23 protein-coding genes are annotated in these 16,831 nt (G+C 40.8%); 2 read left to right on the top strand and 21 right to left on the bottom strand.

Annotated features, from left to right (window positions below; genetic code table 11):
* Positions 1-127: 127 nt before the first annotated feature.
* The 18 genes from GHD25_RS15255 to GHD25_RS15170 all read right to left on the bottom strand — a co-directional run bounded on the left by GHD25_RS15255 (position 128) and on the right by GHD25_RS15170 (position 12,691).
* Positions 128-307, bottom strand: coding sequence for a hypothetical protein (locus GHD25_RS15255; protein WP_164218373.1), 180 nt, complete (start codon positions 305-307; stop codon positions 128-130).
* Between the two features lie 302 nt (positions 308-609).
* Positions 610-1,167, bottom strand: coding sequence for a ribosome hibernation-promoting factor, HPF/YfiA family (gene hpf, locus GHD25_RS15250; RefSeq protein WP_164218372.1), 558 nt, complete (start codon positions 1,165-1,167; stop codon positions 610-612).
* A gap of 180 nt (positions 1,168-1,347) precedes the next feature.
* A complete protein-coding gene (locus GHD25_RS15245; RefSeq protein ID WP_164218370.1) occupies positions 1,348-1,701 on the bottom strand; it encodes a flagellar protein FliT in 354 nt (117 codons plus the stop codon).
* Entirely contained in the window at positions 1,701-2,102 is a 402-nt protein-coding gene (gene fliS / locus GHD25_RS15240; RefSeq protein ID WP_164218353.1) for a flagellar export chaperone FliS, read from the bottom strand. The genes GHD25_RS15245 and fliS overlap by 1 nt, the downstream gene beginning before the upstream one ends.
* 52 nt (positions 2,103-2,154) lie before the next feature.
* Entirely contained in the window at positions 2,155-3,645 is a 1,491-nt protein-coding gene (locus GHD25_RS15235; protein ID WP_346426796.1) for a flagellar hook-associated protein 2, read from the bottom strand.
* Between the two features lie 13 nt (positions 3,646-3,658).
* The gene (gene flaG, locus GHD25_RS15230; RefSeq protein WP_164218351.1) at positions 3,659-4,003 is read right to left on the bottom strand and encodes a flagellar protein FlaG; all 345 of its coding nucleotides are present in this window, start codon (positions 4,001-4,003) and stop codon (positions 3,659-3,661) included.
* A 358-nt stretch (positions 4,004-4,361) separates the two neighbouring features.
* Positions 4,362-4,592 carry a carbon storage regulator CsrA gene (gene csrA, locus GHD25_RS15225; RefSeq protein WP_164218349.1) on the bottom strand — a complete coding sequence of 77 codons (231 nt, stop codon included), beginning with the start codon at positions 4,590-4,592 and terminating at the stop codon, positions 4,362-4,364.
* A gap of 2 nt (positions 4,593-4,594) precedes the next feature.
* Complete coding sequence (fliW, locus tag GHD25_RS15220) at positions 4,595-5,044, bottom strand: flagellar assembly protein FliW (protein ID WP_164218347.1); 450 nt, start codon at positions 5,042-5,044, stop codon at positions 4,595-4,597.
* Positions 5,045-5,062: 18 nt separating this feature from the next.
* Positions 5,063-5,626, bottom strand: coding sequence for a DUF6470 family protein (locus tag GHD25_RS15215; protein ID WP_164218345.1), 564 nt, complete (start codon positions 5,624-5,626; stop codon positions 5,063-5,065).
* A 111-nt stretch (positions 5,627-5,737) separates the two neighbouring features.
* Positions 5,738-6,607 carry a flagellar hook-associated protein FlgL gene (gene flgL, locus GHD25_RS15210; RefSeq protein ID WP_164218343.1) on the bottom strand — a complete coding sequence of 290 codons (870 nt, stop codon included), beginning with the start codon at positions 6,605-6,607 and terminating at the stop codon, positions 5,738-5,740.
* Positions 6,608-6,613: 6 nt separating this feature from the next.
* Positions 6,614-8,146, bottom strand: coding sequence for a flagellar hook-associated protein FlgK (gene flgK / locus GHD25_RS15205; protein ID WP_164218341.1), 1,533 nt, complete (start codon positions 8,144-8,146; stop codon positions 6,614-6,616).
* The gene (locus tag GHD25_RS15200) at positions 8,115-8,273 is read right to left on the bottom strand and encodes a hypothetical protein (protein ID WP_164218339.1); all 159 of its coding nucleotides are present in this window, start codon (positions 8,271-8,273) and stop codon (positions 8,115-8,117) included. Before GHD25_RS15200 ends, flgK begins: the two co-directional genes overlap by 32 nt.
* Before the next feature lie 52 nt (positions 8,274-8,325).
* Positions 8,326-8,814, bottom strand: a complete 489-nt coding sequence (locus tag GHD25_RS15195; RefSeq protein WP_164218338.1) for a flagellar protein FlgN — start codon at positions 8,812-8,814, stop codon at positions 8,326-8,328.
* Positions 8,815-8,831: 17 nt separating this feature from the next.
* Positions 8,832-9,092 (bottom strand): flagellar biosynthesis anti-sigma factor FlgM, encoded by a 261-nt coding sequence (gene flgM, locus GHD25_RS15190; RefSeq protein WP_164218336.1) that lies wholly within the window; start codon positions 9,090-9,092, stop codon positions 8,832-8,834.
* Between the two features lie 72 nt (positions 9,093-9,164).
* Positions 9,165-9,560 carry a TIGR03826 family flagellar region protein gene (locus GHD25_RS15185; protein ID WP_164218334.1) on the bottom strand — a complete coding sequence of 132 codons (396 nt, stop codon included), beginning with the start codon at positions 9,558-9,560 and terminating at the stop codon, positions 9,165-9,167.
* A gap of 44 nt (positions 9,561-9,604) precedes the next feature.
* Positions 9,605-10,069: a ComF family protein gene (locus tag GHD25_RS15180; protein WP_240452384.1), complete on the bottom strand. Its 465-nt coding sequence runs from the start codon at positions 10,067-10,069 to the stop codon at positions 9,605-9,607.
* A 211-nt stretch (positions 10,070-10,280) separates the two neighbouring features.
* Complete coding sequence (locus tag GHD25_RS15175) at positions 10,281-11,414, bottom strand: DEAD/DEAH box helicase (protein WP_346426795.1); 1,134 nt, start codon at positions 11,412-11,414, stop codon at positions 10,281-10,283.
* 434 nt (positions 11,415-11,848) lie between these two features.
* On the bottom strand, positions 11,849-12,691 hold the full coding sequence (locus GHD25_RS15170) for a DegV family protein (protein WP_164218395.1): 843 nt from the start codon (positions 12,689-12,691) through the stop codon (positions 11,849-11,851).
* Positions 12,692-12,927: 236 nt separating this feature from the next.
* On the opposite strand from GHD25_RS15170, the gene GHD25_RS15165 reads away from it, so the two are divergent.
* Positions 12,928-13,071 (top strand): hypothetical protein, encoded by a 144-nt coding sequence (locus tag GHD25_RS15165; protein ID WP_164218329.1) that lies wholly within the window; start codon positions 12,928-12,930, stop codon positions 13,069-13,071.
* 44 nt (positions 13,072-13,115) lie between these two features.
* Here GHD25_RS15165 and GHD25_RS15160 read toward each other — a convergent pair whose 3' ends face one another.
* Together GHD25_RS15160 and GHD25_RS15155 are read right to left on the bottom strand one after the other, a co-directional pair.
* A complete protein-coding gene (locus tag GHD25_RS15160; RefSeq protein ID WP_164218327.1) occupies positions 13,116-13,805 on the bottom strand; it encodes a response regulator in 690 nt (229 codons plus the stop codon).
* 140 nt (positions 13,806-13,945) lie between these two features.
* Positions 13,946-15,085, bottom strand: coding sequence for a sensor histidine kinase (locus GHD25_RS15155; protein WP_164218326.1), 1,140 nt, complete (start codon positions 15,083-15,085; stop codon positions 13,946-13,948).
* 141 nt (positions 15,086-15,226) lie between these two features.
* Here GHD25_RS15155 and GHD25_RS15150 point away from each other — a divergent pair, with 141 nt between their 5' ends.
* On the top strand, positions 15,227-15,859 hold the full coding sequence (locus GHD25_RS15150; protein ID WP_164218324.1) for a YigZ family protein: 633 nt from the start codon (positions 15,227-15,229) through the stop codon (positions 15,857-15,859).
* Positions 15,860-16,100: 241 nt separating this feature from the next.
* Here GHD25_RS15150 and nagB read toward each other — a convergent pair whose 3' ends face one another.
* Positions 16,101-16,829: a glucosamine-6-phosphate deaminase gene (nagB, locus tag GHD25_RS15145; protein WP_164218322.1), complete on the bottom strand. Its 729-nt coding sequence runs from the start codon at positions 16,827-16,829 to the stop codon at positions 16,101-16,103.
* Positions 16,830-16,831: the final 2 nt, after the last annotated feature.

Here is a 16,831-nt window from a genome sequence, read left to right as displayed (position 1 = left end):
GATAGAGTGCCTCTTCTTTTTTGGCTAGGATTTTGTAGAATTATCACCGAGAACTATTTTACACATACGAAAACCAAAACACTATTATTATTCCGGAAACGGGAATATTACCATTTTACTGTTAATTTTACATCCGCACATCTTTTTGAACGGTTGATCGGTCTTCCTTGTCCTGCAGTCTATAACCCACATCTGTAATTCTGCGGTTTGTAGCTGCAATGATCTCAATAAGCTGTGTAATCGTGTTTTCCTGCTGTTTTACCTTTTTGGCTAAATAATTTAATGTATTTCTCTCTTCAGGCAGCATGGTTTTACCTCCCGGGACTTTTATCATAGTTATAACATACTGCTGCAGATCAGCCGAATAATTAATTTTCAATTTTCGAGTTTATACAGAACTGAAAATGACCGGAAATAAAGAAAATGTGCGGAGTACTTTAAGAAAAATTCATAATCTCATAATAAAAAGACATTAAAATAGAATTTTTGGTTTTCTTTCGACATATTTCGTCAGGAGACTGAACTTCTCTCTCCCCAGATGAATGTTAAAAGCAGCATGCAAGATGACACCCTGCAAGCTGCTTTATTTTATATTAATTTTATTTTATTTTAAGCATTCGGTTCAATTAAACCGTATTTTCCGTCTTTACGGCGATAGACAACATTGGTATCTCCGCTGACAGCGTTTGTAAAAACATAGAATGCATGACCCAACATGTCCATTTGTAAAATCGCTTCCTCGGAATCCATTGGTTTTAAATTAAATCGCTTCGTACGAACAATTTCAATTTCATCGGATTCTTCCTGAACTGCTACGTTATTCGCTTCTTTTTCCAACTCGGCAAATATATGTTTCGGTGCACCTTTTTGTCTGAATTTGCGATTTACTTTTGTTTTGTATTTACGGATTTGTCTCTCCAGTTTATCAACAACTAAATCGATGGCTGCATAAAGGTCGGTATGCTGCTCTTCACCCCGCAGCAACAGGTTGGTCATCGGAATTGTGACCTCTATTCTCTGCTCATCATTGTAGACACTTAAATTAACATGTACTTCAGAGGCTGGTGGTGTATCAAAATACCTTTCCAGTTTACTAATCTTTTTTTCCACGTAATCTCTTAATGAGCTAGTCACCTCGAGATTTTCACCACGAATGTTAAATTTCATTAAAGTGTCCTCCTTTCATCTTATACTTATATTATACTACTTTTCCCCCTTTATTTCCTCCCTTAACTGCGAAATTCCTGTGTCATTCCGGTTAAAAAGGGAAGGAAACGTGTATATATCAAGTTTACAATCACTTAATTATTTTTACTTATTTTTAACCTTGCCGAATGGAATTGTAAATTATTTTTTACTGTCCATAAACATCCCACCGGTATTTTGCATACTCGCATACGGATTCATATAAGAACGGCTTGATTTTTTTTGCTTTTTAACATTTTTTAGTTCCAATTTCAATTCACTATATAATATCTGCATTTTTTCCTGGATGTCAGCATTAACAGAGATCAGTTTCCTGCCCAGCATTTTTTCTTCAGTTGTATATGGAGGAAGGAGCTTTTTAATATATTCCTCACGTGTTTCCACCAGTACATTTATCTCTTCAATAATTTCAGCTCTGTTTTTATCCGTAATTTCCTCATTGAGCAATGCCTGCAGCTCTAAAGTGAGTTCATACAGTTTCTGTACGTAGTTCATCAGGCCTGTGCTCCATGGGCAAATTGCTGCTGCCGGGATTTTAAAATAACCTGTTTCCATGTATCTCTAAACTCAACGGCAAAACCCAATACTTCCTCCAGTAAGGCAGGGTCATTTTTTACATTTGCTTCTTTCAGCTGAAATTGCATGTATTCATACAGTGGAAGTATTTGCTTGGATATTTCTACTTTTTGATCCAGTGTAAGCATTAACTCCTGAATAATATTTTGTGCTTTTTGGATATTGGCATTTTTTGCTTCAAAATCCTTGGCTTCTATTTCTTTTATTGCCTGTTTTATAAATTTAATACAGCCATTATACAACATTAACGTTAACTCTCCGCCTGATGCCGTGTTTACAGCATTATTTTGGTATGTTTGATACGGGTTATTCGCCGCCATAATTCAATTTCCACTCCTTTTTTACATTCCTCATTAGCATCCCTTAACATGTTTACATGCCGCCTCCAAATTGCGACATTAACTGGGCTGATTGCTGATTCATCCTTGAAATTGCCGACTCCATTGCGGTAAACTGGTTCCAGTATCTTGTTTCGACCTGTACAAGGCGCTGTTCAAAAGCTGAAATTCGGTCATTTAGATCTTTCATCCGTTTTCCTAATGTATAATTTTCCATCGAAGGAGAGTTACTGCTGCCTGCCCGCTCTCCAATCTGTGCCATGGTGGAATCGATTGCATCTTCTAATCGGTTTACAAGACCTCGGCTTGATCCGTTATCACTGTTGGAAAAAAGTTTTTGCACATCATCCGGATTTTGCTGCAGTGCTTCCCGCAGCTTTTCCTCATCAACCAGCAATTTCCCGCCGTCCATATAATTTGGAGAAGTAGTGATGCCAATCTCGGTTAAGGAAGAAAATTCTCCCCCGGTATCTACAGAGGCATACCAGCTTTGCCTCATATTAAAGAGTCCGCCGGTAATAACGGATTCTCCCTTTAAAATACCGCTTTGCGCACGTTCTTCCCAGAGTTCGATTTCTTTGTCCGACATTTCTTCTTTTTGTTCATCTGTCAGCGGGGGATAATCCCGATAACGTTCCTCCCGCTGTGATTCATTTAATGTTTCAACTACTTCATTGTATTTATCGACGAAAGCCAGGATTCTGTCAAAGGATGCTTCCGTGTCATTAACAACGGTTATTTTTGCGCTGCCTTCTGTTACATTATTAAATTGAAAGTTAATACCGTTTAACTCGTATGAATTTGTTTTTGATGTCATGGTTAAACCGTTATATTCAAACGTTGCATTGCTCGCATTTTTTTCTCCTTTAAGTTTAAGCACATGGGTAAAAAAAGAATTTTCTTCAGCAAAAACTATCTCACTCCCCCCGGATTGGTCATCCGGGTTGTATACACCGGTTCTCGTAGTTTCCATGATAACCTTGTCCAGGCCTTCATCATAAAAGGCACGCACATTATTATCATCTGAATTAATCCGCCGCAATACATCGTTTAATGTATCCTCTTCATTTACCGTAAATGTATGCTCTTGCTCACTGCCATTTTCATCAAAAGTGTAAAATGTAAACTCGCCTGTATTGAAACCTTCAATATTCTGGGAACTCAGCGTTTCATTGGGTTTAATATTGATTTTCTCGCGGCTGACGTTCATCGCCGAACTTGCCAGCTGCGTAACATTTATATCATATGTACCATCATAAGCACTTGTTGTAGCTGTTGCTGTCACTGCATCCTGCTGTGAAGAAGCAGCTGCTTTTGAATGATAGGTGTGGCTCAGCTTCATATCCAGCATCATATTATCCAATTCGGAGAGCTTTTTGTTTATATCCCGAAATCCGTCCCGCTGCCACTCCAGCATGGTCCGGTCCTGCTGCATTTTATCCAGCGGCATCCTTTCCGCCTGCATCAGCCGATTTACTATTTGATCTATATCCATTCCTGTTGCCAAACCGCCAACCCGCATCATAGGCAATCACTCCTTATATTTTTTCGTCGATTAAAAGTCCCATTAATTCCGCCATATTTGCATACATGTCCAAAAACTTTTTTGGCGGTATTTCCTTGATCGTTTCATTTGTAATCGGATTTACCAACGTCACATAATATTCATTTAGTTTTTCATGGAATTCAAATTTCAAATCAGTGCGCAATGGTTCTATAAACTCATTTAGTTTTGATACTACTGTGTCTACCTTGTCTTTATTAATTACTGAATCCTTTTGTAAAGCTATTTCCTCTTGTATCTGCTCTTTCACTAAAGTTTTATTCATTCCCGGTGTAACCCCTGCCCTGGATACACCTTGCACCTCATTTTCCACTCTCATCCATCCCAACCCCTCATCCATTTTTTATTTATCTTTTATATCGGCATAAATAAGGGCATTCTGAATGGTTTCTGTTAAAAACCTTGGCTTTTCCGGCTTTTTTATATTTCATTAAATGCTGAAAATCCGTATTCCTTCGTCTATTAGTACATACATCAGTTTTGTTTAAGCCTTCAAAATTGTTAGTTTCCTGGAATAACTGCTTTGGGAATATGGTTCAGTTGTTCCTCTTCCGTCAAAAGGAATTGGGAATGCGGTACGGCGGTTCATCATCCCATCGAAATTGCTGTAATTTAACTTCTTAACTTGAAAAATAAAAACTGCTATGGAGTTCCGTGTATAGCAGTTTATCAAATGGTTATTTAGTATGATTGTTTTTCTGCAGCACTTCAAGTATATCTAAAGAAACACTTGCTGCTTTGTTGTTTTCCTTCTGTATTGCCTCGTAAATTTCTTTTCTGTGAATATCAATGGATTTTGGGGCATGAATTCCCAGCTTAATTTGATCTCCTTCCACCCCAAGCACTTTAATTTCGATGTCTTCCCCTATTTGAATGGATTCATTCTTTTTTCGTGTTAATACAAGCATAATTATTCTCCTTCCATCTGCCGGGAATGCTTGGGGGATACTTTTGCCCTTGTCGGATAGTGATCGGCATTGATAATATACTGTTTTCCCAGTCTGCTTACAGGATTGATAATAATCGGTGCTTTTAAATTTAACGTACTTTCCTGAAAAGGATCTTTTATCGTTAGAATTGTAAAGACAACTACCTCTTTTTCACTCTTTATTTGCAGCATATTCTGTGTATTTTCATCCAAATCAAATGTATAGTCCGGGTAAATCTGGTGCGGGTTAGTTACAATAAAGGCTGTATTAGCCGACTTGATGGATTGCAGTATCTGAAAACCGTCATTGCCGGGAATATCCATGAGAATAAATTCTTTTTCCTCATTAAACCCGGGTACCCCTGCAGCAAACTTGATGATATTCGAACTTTCTATTTCCGCTTCGCCTAAATATTTTGTTTGAACCTTCATTATATATTCTTCCTTTCCTTAAGCATAAAGATTAATAAAATCAATATTCAGCTCCTGAAATTGTTTCATGCGAATATCGACAGACCCGGGTTCATAATGTATTTGCGGGTTATTTCGCTCCACTTCAATAACCGGTTTATTCACTTGGACATCTATTTCCACATCTGACGGCTGATAATTAATTTTCACCGAAAAAGGAGATGGAATAAAGTTAATCCCCAGTTGCTTAACCGGATCCTGACTGTTTGTCATTGCCTGTTCAATTACTGGGGCTCCTTCATTTTCAATCATCATTAACTCTCTGCCCTGCGCTGCCTTTTTGGCCATGCCCTCCTGTACTGCCCGCAAACCTTCCTTGGCAAATTTCTCATTAAGTCTCGAGATATGCATTAAGTTCATATCTTCCCATGCCTGAGTCTGGTCAATCTGCAACCTTGAAGGAGTAGTTTGTATTGAAAGGGATGCCGGGGGCTGTTGAATGGATATTTCTGCTGCCGGCTGCCTTATGTATTGTTTTGCGGCTGTTTGACTTATCTCAATCTGTGCCATTTGTGATTGCATGCGAATTTGCGGGATATTCATGTGCAGCCCTTCCTTCCTGGTAATTACACGATTTATAGGCGATTCTTTCTGACTTCACATTTAAAAAAAAACCCTCACCCTAGAGATATGGGCAAGGGTGGCGGGAAGCAATCATCGTAAAAAGTCAACCAGGGATGGCTGAATGATTCTGGAGCCGGCTGACAATGCGGCACGGTGCAGACTTTCCTGGGTAATTAATTTTGTGATTGTTTCAGCATAATCAACATCTTCATTATCGGACATCGTTTTTGTAGCGACGATTTCCTGTTCAGCCAGCCTGTTTTCTATTAAATCAAGCCGATTCATACGTGCACCGAGATCTGCTCTTGTGTTAATTATTTGATTGATTCCTTCATCAATATTTTCAATGCTTTCTTGTATTCCGGATTGGTCATTATCATCTAAGGCTGTGATAAAACCTTGCAGGTTATCAAATAAATCATTACCAAAAGCTGCTTCCGGGTTTATATTTGCATCGAGCTTCATCCCGCTCGCCACTTCTATTGTTACTTTATCCGTATTTGGAATAAATTCATCATTTTCATTAAACGGAGAAGCATTTGTATTTGTTCCATTAAAAATATGCTTTCCGTTCACATTCGTGTTTGCAATGTCGATCAAATGCTGCTTTAATTGTTCGGCTTCTTTCATTATATTTTCCCGTTCCTGCTCATCATACGTATCATTACTTGCCTGTACAGCAAGCTCCCGAAGCTTTTGCAACGCCTGTGTTGCTGTATTTAATGCTGCATCCGTATTATCCATCCAATTATGGACCTCGCTCGTATTGCGCTTAAACTGTTTGATTTCAGACACCTGACTCCGATAGTTGATTCCTTTCATAGCAACAACGGGGTCATCGGAGGGACGATTGATTTTTTTGCCTGTAGTCAATTGATCCATGTAGGTACTCATATTTGCATTGCTGTTTGACAGATTTCTTAACATATTATTGGAAAGCATACTTTGGGTTACCCGCATATTTTTTTACCTCCCTGCCAATCCCATATTGTTGATAATCCTGTCCAGAAGTTCATCCATTGCCGTCATGCTCCTCGCAGATGCATTATAGGCATGCTGAAATTTAATCATATTCGACATTTCCTCATCGAGTGAAACCGAGCTGACAGACATGCGCTGATTTTCCACCTGGGAACGAAGAATTTCCGTATTATTTGTCATTCGATTTGCTTCCTGCGCAGCTACACCAAGCTCTCCGATTATCGATTGATAAAAACTGTTTACCGATGTATTTTCACCCAGGGGATCACCTTCCAAATTGGTATTATTAAATACCGCCGCCAGTTCAGTAGCATTGGCTCCATTTCCTTGTGTTCCATCTGCGCTGGCTGCAATTTTTTCAGGATAATCCAAAATATCTTGATTTACGGTGAGCCCGCGAGCACCTGTTAACCCTTCTTTAAATACAAAGAATTGTTCACCTGGCTCGTCATCCAGGTTACGGCCGTTTTGGTGTACTTCGTTAAAAGCTTCAGCAAAGGCATTTGCCATATCATCCAAATTTGCAAGCATTGTAGTATAAATCCCTGTCACATTATCATTCTCCCCAATACTATGCCCATATGCCTCTATAAGACCGCCTAAAGAACCATTAGTGTCAAGTATATCGAGATTGACACCACCAGCTGAAATCGATTCCACTGCATCTAATGAACCCGTTTCTCCCCCATAAGCAATTTCAATCTCATTCACCGCACCCTGTCCCGGTGCTCCATTCACTAATGTAACCGGAGGATCAAAAGAATGCCCCTGGTTATTAATCACTTCAATTGAAGCAAGTCCTTTTGCTATATCAGGGGAACTTTCCCCGCTTTTTTCATACGTAACTTTTATATTCATCATATTGGATAAATCATCAATAAGCCGGTCACGTTCATCATATAAATCATTCGGCAGGTATCCGTGGGGTTCCAGCTGTTTTATTTGCTCATTCACACCGTGAATTTGGCGCATTAACGAATTGGCATCGGCAACTGTCACATCAATCTGATTTTTTAAATCCGAACGAATGGTTGTTAATGAATCGGCTAAATAATTAAATGTTTCACTGACCGCCAGCCCCCGCTCGGCAACAACCGATCTGGCACCGGAATTGTCCGGACTCACCGCAAGATCCTGAAGCGATTGCCAAAATTGATCCATCGTATGCGATAATCCGCTTTCGGATGGCTCATTCATGATATTTTCCATACGTCCTAGCGCACTGGACAAAGTCTCCCAATATCCTGATTTGCCATTCTCTGCACGAAACTGATTATCCAAAAATTGATCACGAATACGTTCAATTGAACCGGCCTGCACCCCGGTTCCTAATTGTCCGGGTATCTCCGGACGGTTTCTCGCGCCTGCAGGGTACGGACTCATTGTCTCAAAATTCACCCGCTGTCTCGTATATCCTTCCGTATTGGCATTGGATATATTATGGCCGGTAGTATGTAATGCCGAACGCTGCGCAAACAAAGCTTGCTTAGCCATCTCTAAACCGTGAAATGTACTCATATATAAACTCCTTTTCTCCTATGTAAACACCGGACGGTTCTCTTGTTTCATCATCTATGTAAGTTTCCAGAAGGACGATAACAGCCGTCAAATGCCAGCTGTCATTTTGAATATATACAATAATCAACTGAAATACGGCTTCAAAACAAACCCTGCAACAGCAGAACCGTCCCGCCGTTTCAAGCCTGTGAGTCGAATACGGAGCGGTTCAAGGCTGATGCGGTTTGTTTTTGTTTTCCATAGTTGAATTCTTTCATGGCTGGATTCATTAAACCCATCGTCAGCTGGACAAATTTTATTGATTGGTTTAACAGAGATTGGTTCAGCTCCTCCTGCTGTTTTAATTTTGTTATGACTTCGGTGAGTTTAATTGTAGTTTCTTCCAGGCCTTTTTGTTCTGATGCATCAGTTATTATTTCCAGCATATTGGTCAATGTCGCATCCTGGTTAATCTTTCTTTGCTGAAACCATGCTTCCACTTCGGACTGGCGTTTTTCTTCTTCCTGCTCCAAAAGCCGGATTTCTTTGCTTTCTTTTACGAGCAGCGCCTGCAGCGCTTCAATCGAACCGTCTTTGATAAGCACTGTTTTTTGTTCCGAAATATCCAGCAGGTCTTTATGGAATCGAATCAGTTTCTCCAATGACTGGATAATTGTTTTTACGGACATATTGGCGTCCTCCCTTTTTACTGCTTCGACCAAAAATCAATCATTTTCCGAGCAGTTTGCTCATAGTCAATTTTATATTCACCGGAATCTATTTTATCTTTAATCTCCTGCACATAAGCTTCCCGTTTTGGATCCGCCTTGTCATTTTCCAGCAGTTTCTTTGCCTCATTGGATATTTCTATCTGATCCTGCTTCGTATTCTTTTTCAAGTCCATTTGCTTTTGAATGTGGTTTTGGTATGGGTTGAAATTTGTTTGATTCGGACCATTTATTTTCATCTTCTCACCTCAATTTCTATTCGAGCGCCATTATTTACATTTTATATCGGCACATTCTTTATATAAGTTAAGTCAATTATCAAACATATAATACGTTTTTCTCTTTTCATTTTCCTGCTTTTGCTGTTTCTCATGCAGCTCGAGTTCCAACTTTAACTCCTTTGCACAGCTGGAGCATAAACGTCCCTGTGTAATTGGATCACCACATTTCTCACAAGGAAAATTCAGGCTGGGAAACTGGGTAGTGAGCAACCGTTTTTCTTTAATAAATTTTATAATCCATGCTTCTTCCACACCTGTTGCCTCCACAATTTCCGCCATTGTCGCTTCACGATTTTTCTTTTGACGCAAAAATTGGTAAACGATATCAAACGCCTTTTCTTCTTCTTTATGGCAGTCAGGACAAATATCCCGAATTCCTTTTACAAAAACAGCATCACAGCGAGCGCAATTAGCTATTTCCGCCATGAGAATCCCTCATTTCATCTAAAATATTATAACACAGCAGCAGTCTATCCCCGAATTAATGTAAAGCTGTAAACTTTAGGAGTACCATGTTTCCGTAATAAGCCGGCTGCATGCCGGATCGTTGTACCAGTTGTATATATATCATCGACAAGCAGCACAGGTTTTTCAATAGGCCGGGTTAATATAAAAGGATTATTTGTAAAAATTCTTTCATTCCGCGACTTTTTTGACTGCTTTTCTCCATGTACTCTTTTTAGTACTTCCATAGATGAATCGGGAAGAAAATCCGCCAGCACCTTAGCCTGGTTAAACCCGCGTTCCAGCGTTCTTTCTTCACTTAACGGCACCGGGACAATAACGACTTCTTTATTAACAAATAGAGAAGAGAAAGCATCGATCAGCGGCTGTTTAAATATCTGACCAAGCTGGTAATCCCCCCGGTATTTCCACTTGGCAATCACATCCTGCATAAAATCGTTATAAGCATAAATAGAATGATTACATGTCAAAACATCCCCGCCCAGGCGCTTCTCCCACCACTCGCAGTCCTTGCAGATTCGAACCGCTGACATCCGGCTGCATCGCCGGCAGCGGCTTCCAACCAGTTTACTCAGCCTGACTTCACACGGTTCACATAGGGATCTCGGTTTAAAAAGCGTGAAGATATTCTGCCAGTTCAAGTTGGGAATGATTTCCTCATAACACCATAGACAGTGCATATCAAAGTCTCCCTCCAAGCTTATTCATTTGTTTAATAGCATGGATCGCCTTTACCATTGCTTCCGTCTTTCCGTCATGAAAAAATATGACTTCCCCTGTCGGATCGTCCGCACTTCTTCCTGCCCGACCGGCAATTTGCACGAGCGCTGCCTCCTCAAATACTTCATGCCCTGCATCAAAAATCGCTACATCCACAGATGGGAATGTTACTCCCCGCTCCAAAATGGTAGTAGTAATAATAACAGTCAGCTCTTTTGCCCTGAATTTCAGTACTTTATCCTTTCTGTCCGGATCTGCGGCGTGGACAGCGTCCACTTTCTTCCTGTCTTCTATAACTTTTTCCTGCAAAAGTACGTCAGCAATAGGGTGAAGCAGATTTTCGGCCATGGAGATGGCAGGGACAAAAATGAGAAGCTGCCTGCCCGGATTTTTCCGTTGCCCAATCCAGGAAATAAATGCTGCGGGCGGCATATTTTTCCGTAGATCTTTTTTTAAAGAAAATGTCATTTTCATTTGCGGAACAGGTAATGGATGGCCATGATAGCGGACCGGAACAAAAATATGGGGTAGTTTCTTACGCCGGAGCAATATCTGTTGCTGTTTACGAGGGGTAGCTGTTAAGTAGATTGTTGTGGAAGGTGATTTTTTGGCACGTCTGGCAGCAAAAGGCAATGAAGGGTCTGCATGAAAGGGAAATGCATCAATTTCATCAATAATCAGTAAATCAAACGCCTCTTTATAACGTAATAATTGATGGGTGGTTGCAATGATGAGCTGCGCGGTGCCTTCTTTATCTGTACTTCCTCCATATAGAGCTTCTACGGAAACTGATTCAAAAGCATGCTGCAGTCGCGGTTTAAGTTCTCTCACCACATCTGCCCTCGGTGAAGCAATGCAAATTCGCATGCCCAGTTTCAATGCCTCGGTAATCCCCGGATAGAGCATTTCTGTTTTCCCAGCTCCGCATACTGCCCAAATCAGCAATTCTTTTTCCTTTCCTTTTAAAGCTTCCATCATCCGCTCTGCCGCCAGCTGCTGAAGCCTGGTCAATTCCCCTTCCCACGTACATGGATTTTCATGTACTGGCCATACAGGCTTATTTCCCGACCAGTAATAAAGAGATTTGCATTCCATCACCCTGCCCATCTCAATGCAGTTCCGGCAATAGACATGAGTTTTATGGCATAGCTGACAAGGAATGTCTGCAAATAATTTACGCTCTTGGTTACCGCAGCGGCGGCAATGATATCTGAATTTTTTTCTGGTAATAGACGGGACTGGGGTGAAAAGTTTCGCAGAGAGCATTTGCTGGAAGGTGTTTTCATCGAGGGGGATTTCATTTCTTAGCAGTAGCTTGCCAGCATATCGTTGTGCAGGTCCACCCCTTTGTAAAGTCATTTCTTTTTCCAAAGGATTTCCTCCTCATTTCCAGAAGCATTGGAGGCCGGGATGTGTCAAATATCCATGCCTCCTAAAGTGCTATTTCCGGCTTAATAGGCTTTGATAGACTTGTAAAACAACGAATAGGAATTTCGTCTATTATTACCTATACTTTGTTGCGGAAATCTCTATTTTACATGCCAGCAGACTCCCAGAGCCCCCTGGCCAACGTGGGTGCCGATCACTGGTCCAAAATAGCTGATGGAAGTATCCATATCCGGGTATTTCTCTAAAAATTCCTTTTCAAGCTCTGCAGCAGAATCTTTGTCATTTCCATGTATAAATACGACTCTAAGATCATGACCTTTTGCTGCTTCCTCCTCCAGCAAACCCATAATCCGGTTAATTGCTTTTTTCCGGGTGCGTATTTTTTCAAAAGGTACAATTACTTTATCGACAAAATGAAGGACAGGCTTTATTTGAAGCAGGCCGCCAACCATTGCCTGGGTACTGCTGAGCCTGCCGCCGCGCTGCAGGTTCGTTAAATCATCCACCATGAAATACGCGCGCACACTCCGTTTCATTTCATCCAGGCGCTTTATAATTTCCTCCGGTGTTTTACCTGCTTTCGCCAGCTCTGCCGCTTCCAGTGCATAAAACCCCTGTGCCATACAGCTGATCTCGGAATCATAGGGATGCACCTCAATATCCTCCACCATTTCCCCTGCACTCACGACTGCCTGGTATGTACCGCTTATTCCGCTGGATAAATGTACAGAAATTACTGCATCATATTCCTTGGAGAGTTCCTCGAACTTCTTTGCTACATCACCTACAGACGGCTGGGAAGTTTTAGGCAGATTTTTGGATTCTTTCATTTTTTGATAGAATCCTTCTGTTGTAATATCCAGCTCTTCCCTGAATGACTCATCTTCAAATACGACACTCAAGGGGACCATGTGAATCCCGTGCTTTTCCCTGACATCCGCGGGAATATATGCAGTGCTGTCCGTCATTACAGCAACTTTCATCATTCTTCACCTCTATATAAAAATTGTCATTATTTATATGATTTCGTATAGTAAGCTAGTCAGCTATTATTTTACAGGAAACGATGAAAAAATGCACTTGTAGTGACGCTGGAAAAATCGTGCTTTTCGATGAAGGGATTTGAGATCTCCGTTTTTTTACTTTATTTGGAATCATTTTTGCTATATAGCGTTGTAACAGTTTAAGTTATTGTCATGATGATTTCTTTACTGAGCGGTTGGGCTCGATCGATTTGGCGGGCGGCTCGATCGATTTGGCGGGCGGCTCGATCGATTTGGCGGGCGGCTCGATCGATTTGGCGGGCGGCTCGATCGATTTGGCGGGCGGCTCGATCGATTTGGCGGGCGGCTCGATCGATTAGCAAAAAGCTGCTGAGCGTCGCTCAGCAGCTTTTTTAAGTTTCACTTAGCCTACTTCCACCCAGCCTTTGCGTATGGCGGAGACGACGGCTTGTGTTCTGTCTTTTACATTCATTTTTTGCAGGATGTTACTGACATGGTTCTTCACTGTTTTTTCACTAATATATAATGTTTCTGCTACAGCCCGGTTGCTCTTTCCATCGGCCAGCAGCTGTAAGATCTGGCACTCTCTTTTTGTCAGGATATGCAGCGGTTTTTGAACCTCCATCCCATTTTCCCCGTATACTACAAAGTTTTCCTTTGCAAGCCGGCGATATTCCAGTACCAAGTTATGAGTGACTTTCGGGTGAAGGTAGGAACCTCCTTCGCTTACTACTTTGATCGCCTCAATGAGCGCTTCGGAATCCATTTCCTTCAGCAAATAACCTTGTGCCCCCGTCTTAAGAGCGTGGGTGACATAGCTTTCATCATCATGGATGGATAGTATAATCACTTTCGTATCAGGAAAGTATCTGACTAAATCCGCTGTAGCCTGAACTCCATTTATGTTGGGCATGTTAATATCCATCAATACAACATTTGGCTTATGCTCTTTTACCAGTTTTGCTGCAACGGAGCCATCATCCCCTTCAGCAAGCACTTCAAAATCTTCTTCCAAATCCAGAATGCGTTTTACTCCTTCACGAAATAATTTATGGTCATCAATTAAAACAATCCCTATGCGTTTGTCTGCCATTTGTACTTCCTCCATATCGTGATTCTATTTCCTATTAACCTATGATGATAGATCATGCAAATTTTTTATCTTTTTCTCTCTTTTTTTATTTGTGGATCATTATTTCATTTATAGATTGGTATTTTATGCTCAATTCCAGGTTATGTATGCTGATACGGAACCTGAATAAAGATCATTGTACCTTTACCCGGCTTCGAATCAATATTAAATTTTCCTTCCAGCATTTCTACCCGCTCGCGCATGCCGATCAGTCCAAAAGACTTGTCCCGTTTTAATGTAGGGTCAAATCCTTTTCCATTATCCTTAATGAGCATGGATAAATTTTTTTTGCCTATTTCAAGCTTAACATCTATTAATGTGGACTCTGCATGTTTTACAGCATTTTGCACTGCTTCCTGAATAAGCCGGAAAAATGCTACTTCATATTTTTGATTTAACCGTTTATCTTCGCCTATCGGTGTAAAATTAATCTCTGTGTCATTATAATCTGCCATGGTTGTCACATATTTTCTGATAGTTGGTATTAAGCCAAGGTCATCCAGCGCCATCGGTCTAAGATCGTAAATAATCCGCCGGACTTCGTACAGGGAAGAACGAATCATTTTCCGAACGCTTTTCATTTCGGATAGTGCCTGATCAACGTCCTTTTTGCGGAAAGACATTTCTACCAGCTCTGATCGAAGCAGAATATTTGCAAGCATTTGTGCCGGTCCATCATGTATTTCTCTTGAAATCCTTGCGCGTTCCTCTTCTTGCGCTTCTATGATTTTCAGGCCAAATTCCTGTTTTTCCTTTGCATCTTCAATCATTTCATTTACCTGCTTAAAATCATCATGCAAATAATTCAGGATAACCGATATTTTCCCAGCCAGACCTTCTGCCCTTTCAATTGTCTGGCTTAAGGAGATTAACCTTCTTTCCAGGTCATCCCGCTTCTCGCGCAAAGCGTTTTCTTCCTGGCGCATGACTGCCAGCTTAGTCTGCATAGCATGTGTTCTTTCGTAAACGGCACGGACATCTGTTTCTGTATAGCGATCAAAGTACCTGCTTACTTCTGCCAAACGCTGTCTGGAATACCTTACTTTTTGCTCCAGCTGATCACCATCCTCAATATGCTTTGCAACCTTAACTTTGGTGATTTTTAATTCGCGAATGAGATGTTCATGTTCTTTACGCGCTTCTTCACTGATATTAAATATTTCATCCTTACTGTTCTCTACTACTTCTATCATCTCGTTGATGATAAAATCAAGCGCCGATTCGCTTATTTTTTTCACCATAGTCTTCCCACCAACCTATGATATAATTATACGGGCAATTACAATATTTTTATAGGGTCTTTCTGCATATTATATGAATTTTTATTCTATTACTTTGTACCTGTTATTATACTATAATGCAACTATTTGGAGGTAATATCAATGCTGCAATCTTATTATACAGTAAAAAAGGAAGGAATGGACGAAATCATTATTCAAAAGTCCAGGTTTATTGGATATGTCAGACGTGTGGAGACCGAGGAGGCAGCACAGCATTTTATTCAGGAAATAAAGAAGAAGCATGCAGATGCCACACATAATTGCTCTGCCTATATGATTGGAGAAAATGATCAAATTCAAAAAGCAAATGATGACGGAGAGCCGAGTGGAACTGCGGGCGTGCCGATGCTGGAAGTGCTGAAAAAGCAAAAACTCAAAGACACCGCTGTGGTAGTTACTAGGTATTTTGGCGGCATTAAACTGGGAGCCGGAGGACTGATCCGCGCATACGGAAACACAACTTCCCAGGCAATCAAAACGACTGGGGTAGTCAAAAGACAGCTCATGCAGGGCTTTTCCATCACCGTTGATTACACCTTGCTCGGCAAACTGGAAAATGAGCTGAGGAAATCCGAATATATTTTAGAAACAATTAACTACATGGATAAAGTAGAGTGCATCGTCTACGTGGAAAGCGGCAAAGAAAAAGAATTTCAGGTCTGGATCACCAATTTAACAAGCGACCAGGCAGAAGTTAAACAAACCGCAAAAAAATATATAGAAATTGACGTGTAATCTGCGGGAAGATTCTTTTCTTGCAAAAACAATTTTATGGGTAATCCGGAAAATGTGCTCAACAATTGACCTTGAAGACAAATCCTGTGAAAAGCTTAAAATGGTTTCTGTACCTTTTACAAAGTGAAGTTGTTTGGTAAAACCGTCACACACCGTGTTTACGTTATTTCGCAACACTAGAGCTGTTCCGCAGTTTTTTTAATAAAAATCGGTCAGCATCTGAGGCGCTGACCGATTTTTATTATTTTATTTTGCTGTAAGCTGCTTCATCAGCAATAATGGTTACGTTTGGATGTTCATGCAGAATGGATGCAGGGAAATCTTCGGTAACTCTTCCTTCCAGGAGTTTGACAAGTGTTTCCGCTTTGCCTTCCCCGGACACCAACAGCATAATCTCTCTACTGTTCATAATGGATGCTATTCCCATGGTTAGCGCCTGAGTTGGCACCTCTTCCATTGAATCAAAAAAACGGGCATTAGCCTGGCGGGTTGACGCATCAAGCTCTACAATATGTGTCCTGCTTTTAAAAGAGGTACCGGGTTCATTAAAACCGATATGCCCATTCAAACCGATCCCGAGCACTTGCAGGTCAATCTTTCCCGCATCCTCAATTTTCTTTTCATACGCATTGCACTCTTCCTCTAAGTCTTCTGCTGTGCCGCTTGGCAAGTGTGCGTTTTGTGCCGGAAGGTCAATGTGGTTAAATAAATGATGCTTCATATAATGCATGTAACTGTTCGGATCATCCCCGTCCAGCCCGACATATTCGTCCAGATTGAATGTTTGTACATCCGCAAAAGAAACATTTCCCTCTTTATACTTTTTTACTAAATAAGCATACAGGCCTTCCGGAGTCGACCCTGTTGCCAGGCCCAGCACTGTTTTACGCTTTGAATTCACTTTTTCAATCAGCAGTTTTCCTGCATGCTCACTCATTTCCTGATAGTCTTTCACAGTAATGATATTCATTT

Origin of the sequence: Virgibacillus aidingensis (assembly GCF_010994035.1) — a bacterium.
GTDB lineage: Bacteria > Bacillota > Bacilli > Bacillales > Amphibacillaceae > Virgibacillus_N.
Note: the sequence above shows the minus strand (reverse complement) of the source record. Positions and strands in the feature narration are given on the sequence as shown.